We start from the raw sequence: 13,309 nt of genomic DNA, 5'->3' as shown, positions 1-13,309 counted from the left end.
GGTCACACCCCCGCGGGCTCGTGCTTCGCTACATTGCGATAGTATTCATTACTATGGCACCGCAATCAATTTCTGGCAAGGCCGGCGCCAGGGTCTACCGGTCAGATTTACGGCAGCAGCAGGCCGAGCAGACGCGGTCGCGGGTTGTCAGCGCGGCGGCGGAGCTGTTCGCCGACCACGGGTACGCCCGCACGACCCTGGCGAAGATCGCCGCCGCCGCAGGTGTGTCGCCCGAGACGGTGCAGGGCCACGGGCCGAAGGCGGCGCTCATCGTCGCCGCGATCGAAACGGCCGCGTTCGGGGTTTCGGGCGAAGAGAACATTCTCAACCTCGAGGTAGGACGGCGGTTCCTGGCCATCGACGACCGTGAAGAGGCCATCGACTTCATCGTCGATGCGCAGACCGACGTGCACGAACGGACCGCACGGTTGGCGCTGGCGCTGTTCGGTGCCGCGGCGTCGGATCCCGAGCTGGATCGCTACCTCAACCGCATTCTCGCCGGCATCAATGGGCAGATCGGGCGGGTGCTCGCGGTTTGTCGGAACCGGGGATGGCTGCGCGAGGATGTCCCATTTGACGAAGTCGTCGAAACTGCGGCCGTGATCGCCGGCGTCGAGACCTATCTTCGATTCGTTCACCGCGAGGGGTGGTTCGCGGTCACCTACAAAGCGTGGTGCCGACGTATGCTCGCCGAGACCGTCTTTCGCTGACCGCCGACGTTCAGCCCGTGTCGCCGACACCCCGCTCCACAGCCACGGCGATACGCTGCCTTGACGGCATCCCTCGATCGTGTTCGGAGACGTTGTGAGCTATCGCTCATCGGAAAGCGCAACATGATCGTCGGAGATGCCGAGGTGAGGTTGCCGGTTCTGGCGACGCGCGACGAGGGCGCCCGCGCCGACGACGACTTGCCTCAGGTTCTCGCCGACACCGTCACCGAACTCATCGGCGAGCCCCGCCTGCGCGGCTGGATCCACGTCTGCCTGGCGGCGATCTTTATCGTGGCGGGGGCAGCGCTGGTGCCCGTGGCGTGGAGCTTGTCGTCACCGAAGGCCGGTTGGGCGACGCTGATCTACAGCGCGACCATCGTGGCGATGTTCAGCGTCAGCGCCGTCTATCACCGTGTGCGATGGCGCTCCCGGACCGCCAGGCGATGGATGAAGCGGGCGGATCACTCGTTGATCTTCGTGTTCATCGCGGGCAGCTACACACCGTTCGCACTGTTGGCGATGCCGGCGGCCACCGGGCGACTGGTTCTCATCCTGGTGTACGCCGGAGCGGCCGCGGGTGTCGCACTCAAGATGCTGTGGCCGTCGGCGCCCAGAGAGATCGGCGTGCCGCTGTACCTGCTACTCGGCTGGGTGGCGATCTGGTTCGCCCCGACGCTCCTGCACGGCGCCGGCGTCGTGGCCGTCGTGTTCCTCGTCGCGGGGGCCGTGCTCTATAACATCGGCGCGGTCCTCTACGGAATGCGCTGGCCCAACCCGTGGCCGCAGACGTTCGGCTATCACGAGTTCTTTCATGCCTTCACCGCCGCCGCGGCCATCTGCCACTACATCGCCATCTGGCTGGTGGTGGTCTAGGAACACGCCACCTGTCGACACGTCTCAGGGCGGGTTGTCCACAGTGGTGTTTTTGTGCACAGGCTGGTGGTTGGTGGGGTGTTTTCGTTGTGGTGGGCGCCTAGATTCGATCGTGTGTTCGATGAGTTGGTGGCGGCGGCCAGCGTGCCGGGTGGCGGTGTGGTGGGGGCGTGGGGTCGGGTGGAGAACGCGGCGTGCGCCCGCAAGCTGGCGGCGATGGCCGATGGGCTCGCGCGGCGGTGGGGCGCCGAGGGCAGCGCCGAGCGCGAGCAGTGGTGTCTGGACAACTGGGATGCGGTGTGCGCCGAGATCGGCGCGGCGTTCAATGTGTCGTTGGGGGTGGCCTCGCATCAGCTGACGCTGGCCTGGGCGCTGCGGGAGCGGTTGCCGCGGGTGGGTGAGGTGTTCACCGCCGGACTGATTTCTGCTCGGCTGGTCCACACCATCGTCTACCGCACCGCCCTGATCACCGACCCGGATGCCCGCCCCAAGGTCGACATCGAGATCGCCGCCCAGGCCGTGGGGTGGGGGCCGTGGTCGGTGGCCAGGACCGAACGGGCCCTCGATGAACTGGTGGACCGTCACGACCGGCAGGCGCTGCGGCGGTGGGAACGCCGGGCCCGGGGCCGCCACTTCGACGTGCTCGACGGTGCGGGGGGTGCCGGCACGGCCGGGGTGGAGGGGGTGTTGTTCGCCCCGGACGCCGCGGTGCTGGATCAGCGTCTGGCGGTGATGGCCGCCGCGGTGTGCGCCGCGGATCCGCGCACCGGCCAGCAGCGCCGCGCCGACGCGCTGGGCGCGTTGGGCCGCGGCCAGGACCACCTCGCCTGCCTGTGCGGGGCGACGGCGTGCCCGGCCGGCGGCGGGGGCGGCCCATCGGCGGCGGCGGTGGTGGTGCATGTGATCGCCGAGGCCGACAGCCTGACCGACGACACCCCGGCCCTACTCGACGGGGCCCCGCCGGCGCCGGACCGAGCCGCCCCACCGCTGCGGGAGCAGACCCCGGCCGAGGCGCTGACCGAACCGACCCCGCCGGCCCCGAGCGCAACCGCGCATACCAGCCCGGCGGTGATCGTGGGCGGTGGGCTGCTGCCCGCGCCGCTGCTGGCGGCCAAGGTGGCCGGCGCGGCCACCCTCCGGCGGCTGGTCCATCCCGGCGCCGCGGGGCCCGAACCGCGCTACACCCCGTCGCGGGCGCTGGCCGATTTCGTGCGCTGCCGGGATCTGACGTGCCGGTTCCCGGGCTGTGAGGAACCCGCCTACATCTGCGACCTCGACCACACCATCGCCTACCCGGCCGGCCCGACCTGCGCCTCAAACCTGAAATGTTTATGCCGAAAACACCACCTGCTCAAAACGTTCTGGGACTGGTCAGACCGCCAACTACCCGACGGCACCGTGCAATGGACAGCCCCCAGCGGCCAGACCTACACCACCCACCCCGGCAGCCGGCTACTGTTCCCCACCCTGTGCACACCCACCACACCCATCAATGCGCCGGCCGCGCGGGTCGATATGCCCGCCGCGGAGCCCACTCGTGGCCTGGCCATGCCCCGACGCACCCGCACCCGTGCACAGAACCGCGCCCACCGCATCCAAGCCCAACGCCAACTCAACAACGAGCACGCCGCCGAACACAACAAGCCCCCACCCTTCTGACGATGGGGCGACCGGTCGCCTCACATCATCGTGGAGGCGTCAGTAAGTCCTTGGCCCGCAAGGCCAACCAGAATTCCGCGATAGTCGCGGTTTCACCGACCCGCCGTCCGGTGATCTCCTCGACCCGCTGGATCCGGTAGACCACGGTCTGCCGGTGTACGTCGAGCGCCTTCGCCGTTTTGACCCACGACCGGTTACACGACAGGAATGCGTCGAGCGTGCGGACCATCTCGCTCGATCGGGCGCTGTCATAGGCGATCAGCGTGCCGAGCACACGGTCGACGACGACCTGCGCCTCCTCGGCGTCACGCAACACCGCCAGCATGGTGGCATCCGCGTATCTGGCGGTGCGGTCGGTGGTGGTCTCGGCCGCTCGCACCGCCCAGGTCGCCTCCCGCAGTGCGGCAGGTCCCCGCCGCGGATGCCCGAGCGGATCGCTGATGCCCAACAACGCCGACTCGCCGAGCCTGCGTCGCAGTGCCGTCAGGGCGATCTCACCGGCCGGCATCAATGCGTACAGGACCTGTCCTCTGCGCAGCAACAGGTGTGGCACCCCGCGCCGGCCCAGGCTCAGGTGCAATTGTCGCTCCGCGTCCGGCGAGGCGCCGTTGACCGCGACCAGCGACGCCGACGCGGCACGCAGGCCACGGCCCGCGAGTGTGATCACGGCCTCCCGCCCGGCCAGTCGCCCGTCGCACAGCGCAGCCATCACCTCCGCCCCGATTCTGCGATCGTGTTCCCGGCGGACATTCTGCTGCGCCAGCAGCACGGCCACCGCTGATGCCAGGTGCTGCAACTGGACGATATCTGGTGGGGCGGAACGGAACTCATAGGCAACCAAAACCGTCGGCTCCTCGTCGGGCACCTCGACGACCATGCCGCGCAGCTCACCGGCCGCGATATGCAGCACGCCGGGCACTGCGCCGCGCCGCGCCGCGATGTCGGCGACCAGAGCTCGGCGAAGCCCGCTGGGTATCGGATCGGAGGCGTCAAGGGCGACATCTCCGGTGGCGGTGTCCAACACCGCCAGGCGGCAGGCGATGTCGCGGCCGAGCTGGGCGAGCACATTGGCCGACAAGGGGTTGCCGACCGACTGACGGATGATGTCGTACACCCGCTCCGTGATCGCGATCCGACGACTCTCGCCGGCACCGGCGCCCTCGGCGACGGCTCGGCCGATCGCCGCGAAGCCCACCGAGTAGGGAACCGTCAGCACCGGGAAATCCAGCTCATCGGCGGCCGCGGTGGCCGGCGCGGTCAACTCGGGGGTTGCCGCGTCCAGGCCGATGACGATTCCGCAGATGCCGTTGTCGGCCAGCCCGCGAACGAGCGCCGTCTGCCCGCGCGCCGACTCGGGCAGCGTCCTGCCGTTCTTCATCAGCAGCTCACCGCCGGCCAACCACGACCACGGTTCGTCCAGATCGGAGGTCTGCGCCCAGGACACCGGCCGCGAAAGACCGGCCGAGCCGGCGCGCACCTCGAGGCGCAGATGTGGAGTCTCCACCAGATCGGCCACTCGGTAGACCATCCGCACCGCCTTTGCTCGGGTTCCGTGCCGTCGGGCCGCGCTGTTCACACCCTGGTAATGCGATGCGCCCGGACCGCCGTCCCGACCCCGAAAGGCCAGGTCGCCGTGCCGAATCGGGCTCGCCGGCCTCGGCGGTGGGAACCAATGGCGGTGCCGACAAGCCTTGACCTTAGATGATCGTCTAAGACGGGCTTGTATATCTAGACGATCTGCATCTTCAGTTCTGGGCTGACCAGGCACAAGGTTGCCCACCAACAGTGGATTATGAGGAGCAGCAGATGACCGAGTCCGATGCCATGAAGTCCACCGCCGCCATTGACCATCCGCTGCGGCTCAGCCAGGGATTCAGTTTCCGCTCGGCGCTGTCGTTGGCCTTCGCCGACGTTTCGCCGATCGCAGCGGTCTACGCGATCTTCACCCTCGGCCTGTTCGCGGCAGGCCCCAAGTTCTTCTGGGCGTTCCCGATCGTGCTGGTCGGTCAGCTGCTGGTCGCCCTGGTGTTCGGTGAGCTCGCATCCAGGTGGCCCTATGCCGGCAGTGTCTACCAGTGGTCGCGCCACGTCCGCGGCACCACATGGGGCTGGACCGCCGCGTGGGCGTACATGTGGGGCCTGACGATCGCGCTCGGCACGCTGTCGTACGCGGCAAGCGGATTCCTGCTGCAGATCTTCGGGGTCGCCGAACCGAGCCGCTGGCAGACCGCGACCGTGGCCGTCCTGATCATCCTGATCGGCAGCGCGGTCAACATGGTCGGCCGCAAGGTGCTGAAGGTCATGGTGGTGGCCAGCATCACCTGCGAGATCATCGGCTCGGTCGGGTTGGGTCTGGTGCTGCTGATCTTCTACCGGGAGAACTCATTCTCGGTGCTGTTCTCGAGCGCGGGCATCCCCGACGCCGCCTCCTGGACATCCGGCCCCATGCTGTTGGCGATCGCCTACGTCGGCTGGTCATTCCTGGGTTTCGAGGCCGCCGGCTCCATCGCCGAAGAGGTCGACGAGCCCGAGCGCAACGTTCCCAAAGCCATCTTCTTCGGTCTGCTGCTGGTCGGCATCATCGTGATGTTCTCCAGTGCCGCACTGATTCTGGCGATCCCCAACCTGAACGACGTGGTGGCATCGCAGACCGGCGACGTGGTGGCCCAGACGCTGACAACGCACCTGGGGGCGGGCATCACCAAGCCGCTGCTGGCGATGTTCGTGATCGGCTTCATCTCCAGCTTCCTCGCCGTGCAGGCCGCGGTGTCGCGCTGCATCTGGGGCGCCGCCCGGGATCACAGCCTGCCGGGCTCGAAAGTGCTTGGCGGGCTTGCCGGCCCGGAGCGGCTGCCGGTGAACGCGATCGCCCTGACCGCCGTGATCGCGGTCGTGTTCATCCTGTTGGCCGGCTCGCAGTTCTACAACATCCTGGTGAACTTCAACATCATCGGCTTCTACATCGCGTTCGGCGTGCCGGTGATCGGCGCCGCCATCGCGCGGCTGACCGGCAAGTGGAAGCCGGGGCCGTTCACCCTCGGAAAATGGGGCGGCCCGGTCACCTATATCGCGTCGGTGTGGGTCATCTTCGAGACGGTGAACGTGGCGTGGCCGCGCACCCAGCCCGACCAGCCCTGGTACATCAACTGGGCGAGTGTGCTGACCACCGTCGTGCTGGCCGTCGTCGGCATCGTCGTCTTTCTGTCGGTGCGCCGCGGTATCCAGGCGCCGATCGGCGACCGGTTCGCCGACGAAGGACGCATCACGGAACCCCGGAATTGATGTCGCGCAACGTAGTTGTCACCGGGGCGGCCTCCGGTATCGGCGCCGCGGTGGCGGACTCACTCCGCGCGGACGGCTGGACTGTGGCGGGAATCGACATGGCCGACGGCGCCGACCACATCGCCGACGTGTCGGACCGCGCCGCCGTCGACGCGGCCTTTGCGGCGATCACCGCCGAGGTCGGCCCGGTCGACGCCCTGATCTCCGCGGCGGGGCACTACGCCATGACACCGGTCGCCGAGATCACCGCTGACGCACTGCACCGCATGCTGCGCGTCCACCTGGGCGGCTTGCGCAACACCAGCAGCGCGGTACTGCCGTCGATGCTGGCGCGGGGCGCGGGCGCGATCGTCGCCGTCACGTCGGAACTGGCCATCGGCGGCGGCGACACCGACGCCCACTACGCGGCGGCCAAGGGCGCCGTGATCGGCCTGGTGCGCAGCCTGGCCGCCGAGGTCGCCGCCGCCGGGGTGCGGGTCAACGCGGTGGCACCCGGGCCGACCGACACGCCCTTGCTCGATGTCGACTCGCCTTGGCGGTCAACGGAATTCCTGGCGACGGTACCGAACCGTCGGCTCACCCGGCCGGACGAGATCGCACAGGTGGTGCGGTTCCTGCTCGCCGACGACGCGGGCTTCTGCACCGGCGAAGTGATATCGCCCAACGGCGGGGTGGTGATCTGATGAAACCACAGGCCGGCCGGCTGGCGCTGGTCACCGGGGCCACCCAGGGTATCGGCGCGGCGATCGCACGCCGGCTCGCCGCCGAGGGCGCGACCGTCGGCATCAACGGCCCGGCCGACGATCCGCGGATGGCCCAGGTGGTCGCCGACACCACTGGATTTTCTGCAGTGGCCGATGTTTCGAGTCGTGACGCGGTCTTCGCGTTGGCGGCGGATATCGAGCGTGACCACGGCCCCGTGGACGTGCTGGTCTGCAACGCCGCCTACATGACCATGGCCCGTTTTCTCGACCACGATGACGACGACTGGTGGAAGATCGTCGACACCAATCTCACCGGCACGTTCCACCTCATCCAGGCCGTGCTGCCGGGCATGCGTCGGCGCGGTGGCGGCAACATCGTGGTGATCGCGTCCGAATGGGGTGTCATCGGCTGGCCCGAGGCGTCGGCGTACTCGGCGTCCAAGGCCGGGCTGATCGCGTTGACCAAGACGCTGGGCCGCGAGTTGGCGCGCGAGAACATCAGCGTCAATGCGGTGGCGCCCGGGGTAACCGACACGCCCCAACTCGAGGTGGATGCCGGCGCCGCGGGGCTCGGCCTCGACGAAATGCACCGGCGCTACGGCGAAGCCATCCCCATCGGGCGGATCGGCAGGCCCGAGGAGATCGCCGCGGCGGTCGCGCTGCTGGCCCGCCGCGATCTGGCCGCCATGGTGGGTCAGACACTGCAGATCAACGGAGGATCGACACGGTGCCGAGTTTGACCAGCGACGACGACATCCGCGGACCGGTGGACGGCCAGGTGGTCCCGCGCTACGCGGGGCTGACGACGTTCGCGCGGCTGCCCCGACGTGAGGACGTCACGCGTTGCGACGTGGCCGTCGTCGGGATTCCCTTCGACACGGGCGTCACGTACCGGCCCGGTGCCCGGTTCGGGCCGGCCCACATCCGGCAAGCGTCGCGGCTGCTGCGCCCGTACAACCCCGAGCTCGCGGTGTCACCGTTCGCGGGCCAGCAGGTCGTGGATGCAGGCGATTTCATCGTCAACCCGTTCGACATCACCACCGCCGTCGCGCAGATCGAGGAGCAGGCGACCGAACTCATCGACGCCGGCGCGCGAATCATCTCGCTGGGCGGCGATCACACGATCGCCTACCCGCTGCTGCGGGCACATCACCGCAAGTACGGTCCGGTGGCACTGGTGCACTTCGACGCCCACCTCGACACCTGGGACACCTATTTCAACGAACCCGTCACACACGGTAGCCCGTTCCGCCGCGCCGGCGAGGAAGGATTGTTCGTCCCCGGGCACAGCGCCCATGTAGGCATCCGCGGATCGCTCTACGCCGCAAAAGATCTCGATGACGACGCCGAGCTCGGTTTCACCATCGTGCACTGTCGTGCGTTCCAGCACCGCAGCGTCAGCGACGTCGTCGAGCAGCTTCGCAACGCGATCGGCGACCGCCCCCTTTATGTGTCGATCGACGTCGACGTGATGGACCCCGCTCACGCGCCAGCCACCGGCACCCCCGAGGCCGGCGGCATGACGAGCCGCGAACTGCTGGAGGTGTTGCGGGGCTTTGACGGCCTGCAACTGGTCGGAGCCGATATCGTCGAGGTCGCGCCCGCCTACGACCATGCCGAGATCACCGGGGTGGCCGCGGCCAACCTGGCATACGAGTTCGTATCCCTCTTCGCGCGAAACAGGAACCCATGAACCATGATTCGGCGGTACCCGCCACGGGTGTGCAATGGCCGGGCAATGCCGTCTGCGCCGCGTCGTTCAGCTTCGACGTCGACGCCGAATCGGCGATGCTGGCGGTGTCGCACGCCAGCGCAAACCGGATGTCGGCGATCAGCCACCAGGCCTACGGTCCGCTGGTCGGCGTGCCGCGGATCCTGAACATCCTGGCATCACACGACATCACGTCGACGTTCTTCGTCCCGGGCTACACCGCTCTGCGCTACCCGGATGTCGTTCGCGCCATCGCCGCCGCCGGCCACGAGATAGCCCACCACGGATATCTGCACGAGGCGATGGCGGGTCTGACCGCCGAGCAGGAGGCCGCGATCCTCGACCGCGGATCAGCGGTTCTCGAGCAGGTTACGGGTGCTTGCCCGACCGGCTACCGCGCGCCCATGTGGGAGCTGAACTGGCATTCCCCGACGTTGCTGCGCGACAGGGGGTTTCTGTACGACAGCTCGCTGATGGATGCAGACCATCCCTACGAGCTGGCGGTCGACGGTGGTGGCCCGCTGGTGGAGATCCCCATCCAGTGGGCGCTCGACGACTGGGAGCAGTACTGCTTCGTGCCGGACTTCTCGGGCAGCGGGCTCATCGAGAGCCCGCTGAAGGCCACCGAGATGTGGCGTCTGGAGTTCGACGCGATGCGCGCAGCGGGCGGCTGCTGGGTGTTGACCAACCACCCGTTCCTTTCGGGTCGCCCCTCGCGGGCGGCCGCGCTGGACGCGCTGATCGACTACGTGTGTTCGCATGACGACGTCTGGGTGACGAACCTCGGGGCGATCGCCGAGCATGTCCGCGGCCTCGGGCTGAAGCCGCGATCGGTGGCCCGGCCTGATCCGAAAGACTTCTGACCGTTCCGGTTATGTCGCGTGTTGTGCCAACAACTCTTGGGCCCGCGCGCGTTCGGGGGCTCCCCCGCCGCTCATCGAGATTGCCTGGCCGACAGCCCCTGATGGCAGTACACGAAAGTGTGCGGCCATGAAACCTCGCACAACTAGTGCAAATGTGCCATAGCAGAATTAGGACACCTATAACCAGTTGCTTTAAGCAGGAGCAGGTTTGGCTTGATGTATCGAGATTCGTTGGGATCTATGGGAATCAGTCAGATGCTAACGGTAATGATTACGTGTTGGCGGGCCTGTATGCCGGACTGGCAAGCCCGGAAGTCGCGATGGAGTCGAAGGGGCCGCCTCAGCCAAGCGGATGCGCGTCCCGAGTCGGCTGCCGCGCACGTCGACAGGGCGGCGCGGAGTGCGACCGAGCGCGGTGGGGTCCAACGTCAAAGCGATTCGGCTGCAATGCCGCCAACAAAAGGCCCAGCACCGCTCGTACGCCTGAATGTAAGCGCGGCGTCAGGCCGATTCAGGAGAAGACTTTTAGCAGCGGCGGTTTTGGTGACAAGCGCACACCGGCCATCAGACCGGCGAGGGCGCCAGGTATCGATGGCTTGGGGGCCCAGCGCAGGACGGTGACGGCCCAACCGACGGGTGAGTTCAGTTGCGGATCGGACTGCTGGGCCGGCGCCGCGGCGGGTGCCTCCGGCGCGGTGTCCGCGAAGTGGTCAAGGATGGCGGGAACGAAGGACGTCATGTCCTGGGGCCCGCGGCTGGTGAGCAGGTTTCCGTCCTTGACGACGTCGCGGTCGAGCCAGGTGGCGCCGGAGTTCACCAGATCGTCGCGGATGCCGGGCCATGAGGTGAGAGTTCGCCCGTTGAGCAGTCCCGCCGAAGCGAGCACCCACGGGCCGTGACACAGCGTGGCAATCGGCTTCTCACTGTCAGCGAACTCGCGCACGAACTGCCGTGCTTCGGCGGACTGCCGCAAAAGGTCGGGATTGATAAATCCGCCCGGCAGCAACAGACCGTCGTAGTCGCTCGAGTCGGCCTCACTGATCGTCTTGTCCACACCGATCCGCGTGGCCGGAATGTGCAGGTTCACTCCCCGTATCCGTCCGTGCCGCAGAGAAATGACATCGACCTTCGCGCCCGCAACTTGCAACGCGCGCATCGGTATCGTCAACTCGACCTTCTCGAAGCCGTCGGCCGCCAGGGCGGCGATTCTGCGGCCGTGTAGCCGTCGCATATTGGGCATGGGTTCCTCCCGTTGCTCGTTGGCGCCTCAAGCGGGCTGACTGGCTGGTCAGCCGACAATCGCGTACCCGGATACGACGTGTGCACACATGGTTCCGATGCAGTAGTCGAGTCAATCCCGTGGTGTCAACGTTTGGCCGTGTGGGGTGCGGGTACGCGATTCCGATGCCAGGCGAACCATCATCAATCCTGCTTATCGCCGATCCCGGCGCTCCTGCGGTGATCGCCGAGCGTCTGTCTGATTCGCTACCGGAGGCGCTCATCGAATGGGCTCCCGCAGATGACAACTGGAACGTGTCGGTGCGACGTCACGCCTATCCGATCGATGAGCATGCCGAGGTTTCAGAGGTGGTCAGCACGATTGACCCGAGTGGTGAGACAAAGGACATCGTCATCTACCTAACGGATTTGCCCCGACGTCAGGGGACGACGCCGGTGATAGCCGACATCAGCGTGCCTGACCGACTTGGAGTGATTTCGATCCCCGGGGTCGGCGGTGTCTTCATCGACCGCCGAGTGAGGAGTTTGGCGGCGGTGTCTTCATCGACCGCCGAGTGAGGAGTTTGGCGCAGACCGTCGTAGCCGAAGTCACGGACCAGTCGGACAAGCACAACCCGTCGGTGAAGCGGCTGACGCGAACGCAGGACGATGACGTCGTCCGCTACGTCGCTCCGTCAGCCCTTTCACGCCTGCGACTGCTGGCGGGCATGGTCTACGCCAACCGACCGTGGCGATTGGTTACCGGCATGTCCAAGGTGATGATGGCGGCGTTCGCCACTGGTGCAGTAAGCCTTGCATATCCGACGATTTGGCAGTTGTCCGCCAGTATGGGCCCCTGGCGATTGGGCACGGCAACGATCCTGTCGATCGCAGCGCTGATCGCGTGGCTCATCATTGAACACAAATTATGGGAACGCCCGCATTCGGCCGACGAACGTGAACGCGCGGTGTTGTACAACGCTTCGACTGTCGTCACCATGCTAATCGGCGTCATCATTTTTCACGCTGGGCTGTTTATCCTGCTGCTGCTGACCGCCTGGTGGACGCTTCCTCCACAAATGGTTGCGAAAAACATCGGGCAAGCCGTCGGCCTCTCTACCTTGTTGTTGATGGCCTGGCTGGTGGCTGCGGTCGCCACCTTGGGCGGTGCGCTGGGCTCGGGGATGGAGGACGACGAGGCGGTGAAGTCGGCGACATACGGAGCTCGACAACGCGAGCGATTCGACAAGCGAACTGACGCACAGCCCCATGGGTGAGTCGGCCTCTTAGCCCGACATCAGTGGCGCCGTGGAGATGCCAATTAGGATCACCCGCCAAGAGCTCGCTGATCGTTATGGTGTGCCGGTGAAGACGCCGGCCGAATGGGCGCTGAGGAGTACCGGCCCGCCGTATGCCAAGTTCGGCCGTCACGTTCGGTACCGGCTGCGCGATGTCGTCGCCTGGAAGGCAAAACAGCTCGACGACCACAACAGCCGCGACTCCGCATAGGCGCCCTCTTGTCGGATACAAGGGGAACTCTCCGAGTACCTAGCTCGACTCATGGCCATGGAATCGCTTCAGATGGAACTTCTTTCGCTGCAGGACAGACCTCTCACCGCTGATCCGCGGGGTTGTGGAGATGGCCGGCAGACCGCAGCTCTGGATCGCCACCCACGGCAAGACCAAACGCATCGACCAGGCCGGCGGCGTCTGCTCGCCCGGTGTCGGTACCGGGACACCGACGGAGTCAGCCCCATTGTCAAAGCTCGGTCCCGGACGAATAAGACAAGTCCGGCAAGCTGGCCGAGGATGCGCTGATTGCCGTCCTCGCAGAACGGAAACGCGCCGGATCCACGGCGAGATCCGGGCCCGACACCAAGGTGGCCGAATTTGTCGAGCAGCACCTTGCGCAGCTTGAAGCGGACGGTCGTTCACCCGTCGAGATGTCGACCTACCGCTTCACCAATACCAAGCTGAAGAAGTTCGTCGGCGGCTTACGGGTGCGAGAGGCGGCGCCCGCGCGCATGGACGCCGCGCTGCGATCCATGCGAAACGCTCACGCCGCCGCGATGGCCGTCAATCCAAGTCGCTCCTGCGTGGCGCCCTACAGCCTGCGGTGATGGTCAGTGTGATCAACGCCAATCCGGTACGGGACGTGCGGCCCGTGCCGGTCCAAGAGCCAACCCGAAGGCGCCGTCAGCGCCGGTCGTCGCACCATTGCCCTGCCCCGGTTCGCCGTCGAGATGCTCAACGAGCGTCGGCACCTGCCCTACCTCGGCGAGCAGACGG

13 protein-coding genes and 1 pseudogene are annotated in these 13,309 nt (G+C 66.9%); 12 read left to right on the top strand and 2 right to left on the bottom strand.

Going from position 1 to position 13,309, the window contains the following annotated elements:
• Positions 1 to 53 precede the first annotated feature (53 nt).
• The 3 genes from ACVWWN_RS18535 to ACVWWN_RS18525 all read left to right on the top strand — a co-directional run bounded on the left by ACVWWN_RS18535 (position 54) and on the right by ACVWWN_RS18525 (position 3,242).
• On the top strand, positions 54 to 710 hold the full coding sequence (locus tag ACVWWN_RS18535) for a TetR/AcrR family transcriptional regulator (RefSeq protein WP_457145166.1): 657 nt from the start codon (positions 54 to 56) through the stop codon (positions 708 to 710).
• A gap of 123 nt (positions 711 to 833) precedes the next feature.
• Positions 834 to 1,583, top strand: a complete 750-nt coding sequence (gene trhA, locus ACVWWN_RS18530) for a PAQR family membrane homeostasis protein TrhA (protein ID WP_457145165.1) — start codon at positions 834 to 836, stop codon at positions 1,581 to 1,583.
• 114 nt (positions 1,584 to 1,697) lie between these two features.
• Positions 1,698 to 3,242 carry a DUF222 domain-containing protein gene (locus ACVWWN_RS18525; RefSeq protein WP_457145164.1) on the top strand — a complete coding sequence of 515 codons (1,545 nt, stop codon included), beginning with the start codon at positions 1,698 to 1,700 and terminating at the stop codon, positions 3,240 to 3,242.
• Between the two features lie 25 nt (positions 3,243 to 3,267).
• Here ACVWWN_RS18525 and ACVWWN_RS18520 read toward each other — a convergent pair whose 3' ends face one another.
• Positions 3,268 to 4,770 (bottom strand): PucR family transcriptional regulator, encoded by a 1,503-nt coding sequence (locus ACVWWN_RS18520; RefSeq protein ID WP_457145163.1) that lies wholly within the window; start codon positions 4,768 to 4,770, stop codon positions 3,268 to 3,270.
• Between the two features lie 278 nt (positions 4,771 to 5,048).
• Between ACVWWN_RS18520 and ACVWWN_RS18515 the strand changes: the two genes are divergently transcribed.
• Genes ACVWWN_RS18515 through ACVWWN_RS18495 form a run of 5 tightly spaced genes read left to right on the top strand, consistent with a single transcriptional unit; the run spans position 5,049 to position 9,802 of the window.
• Complete coding sequence (locus tag ACVWWN_RS18515) at positions 5,049 to 6,524, top strand: APC family permease (RefSeq protein WP_457145162.1); 1,476 nt, start codon at positions 5,049 to 5,051, stop codon at positions 6,522 to 6,524.
• Complete coding sequence (locus tag ACVWWN_RS18510; RefSeq protein WP_457145161.1) at positions 6,524 to 7,207, top strand: SDR family NAD(P)-dependent oxidoreductase; 684 nt, start codon at positions 6,524 to 6,526, stop codon at positions 7,205 to 7,207. Before ACVWWN_RS18515 ends, ACVWWN_RS18510 begins: the two co-directional genes overlap by 1 nt.
• Positions 7,207 to 7,968: an SDR family NAD(P)-dependent oxidoreductase gene (locus tag ACVWWN_RS18505; protein WP_457145160.1), complete on the top strand. Its 762-nt coding sequence runs from the start codon at positions 7,207 to 7,209 to the stop codon at positions 7,966 to 7,968. Before ACVWWN_RS18510 ends, ACVWWN_RS18505 begins: the two co-directional genes overlap by 1 nt.
• The gene (gene speB, locus ACVWWN_RS18500) at positions 7,947 to 8,921 is read left to right on the top strand and encodes an agmatinase (RefSeq protein WP_457149179.1); all 975 of its coding nucleotides are present in this window, start codon (positions 7,947 to 7,949) and stop codon (positions 8,919 to 8,921) included. The genes ACVWWN_RS18505 and speB overlap by 22 nt, the downstream gene beginning before the upstream one ends.
• Positions 8,918 to 9,802, top strand: coding sequence for a polysaccharide deacetylase family protein (locus ACVWWN_RS18495; RefSeq protein ID WP_457145159.1), 885 nt, complete (start codon positions 8,918 to 8,920; stop codon positions 9,800 to 9,802). The genes speB and ACVWWN_RS18495 overlap by 4 nt, the downstream gene beginning before the upstream one ends.
• Positions 9,803 to 10,502: 700 nt before the next feature.
• On the opposite strand, the pseudogene ACVWWN_RS18490 reads toward ACVWWN_RS18495, so the two are convergent.
• Positions 10,503 to 11,042 (bottom strand): annotated as a pseudogene (locus ACVWWN_RS18490) (type 1 glutamine amidotransferase domain-containing protein); the annotation flags it as partial.
• Positions 11,043 to 11,206: 164 nt separating this feature from the next.
• Between ACVWWN_RS18490 and ACVWWN_RS18485 the strand changes: the two are divergent.
• The 4 genes from ACVWWN_RS18485 (at position 11,207) to ACVWWN_RS18470 (ending at position 13,140) form a co-directional block, all read left to right on the top strand.
• Positions 11,207 to 11,599, top strand: a complete 393-nt coding sequence (locus ACVWWN_RS18485) for a hypothetical protein (protein WP_457145158.1) — start codon at positions 11,207 to 11,209, stop codon at positions 11,597 to 11,599.
• A gap of 5 nt (positions 11,600 to 11,604) precedes the next feature.
• Positions 11,605 to 12,297: a hypothetical protein gene (locus tag ACVWWN_RS18480; RefSeq protein WP_457145157.1), complete on the top strand. Its 693-nt coding sequence runs from the start codon at positions 11,605 to 11,607 to the stop codon at positions 12,295 to 12,297.
• 37 nt (positions 12,298 to 12,334) lie between these two features.
• On the top strand, positions 12,335 to 12,529 hold the full coding sequence (locus tag ACVWWN_RS18475; protein WP_457149178.1) for a helix-turn-helix transcriptional regulator: 195 nt from the start codon (positions 12,335 to 12,337) through the stop codon (positions 12,527 to 12,529).
• Positions 12,530 to 12,900: 371 nt separating this feature from the next.
• Entirely contained in the window at positions 12,901 to 13,140 is a 240-nt protein-coding gene (locus ACVWWN_RS18470) for a hypothetical protein (RefSeq protein ID WP_457145156.1), read from the top strand.
• The last annotated feature ends 169 nt before the right edge of the window (positions 13,141 to 13,309 follow it).

The organism is Mycobacterium sp. URHB0021 (genome assembly GCF_054057895.1).
Note: the sequence above shows the minus strand (reverse complement) of the source record. Positions and strands in the feature narration are given on the sequence as shown.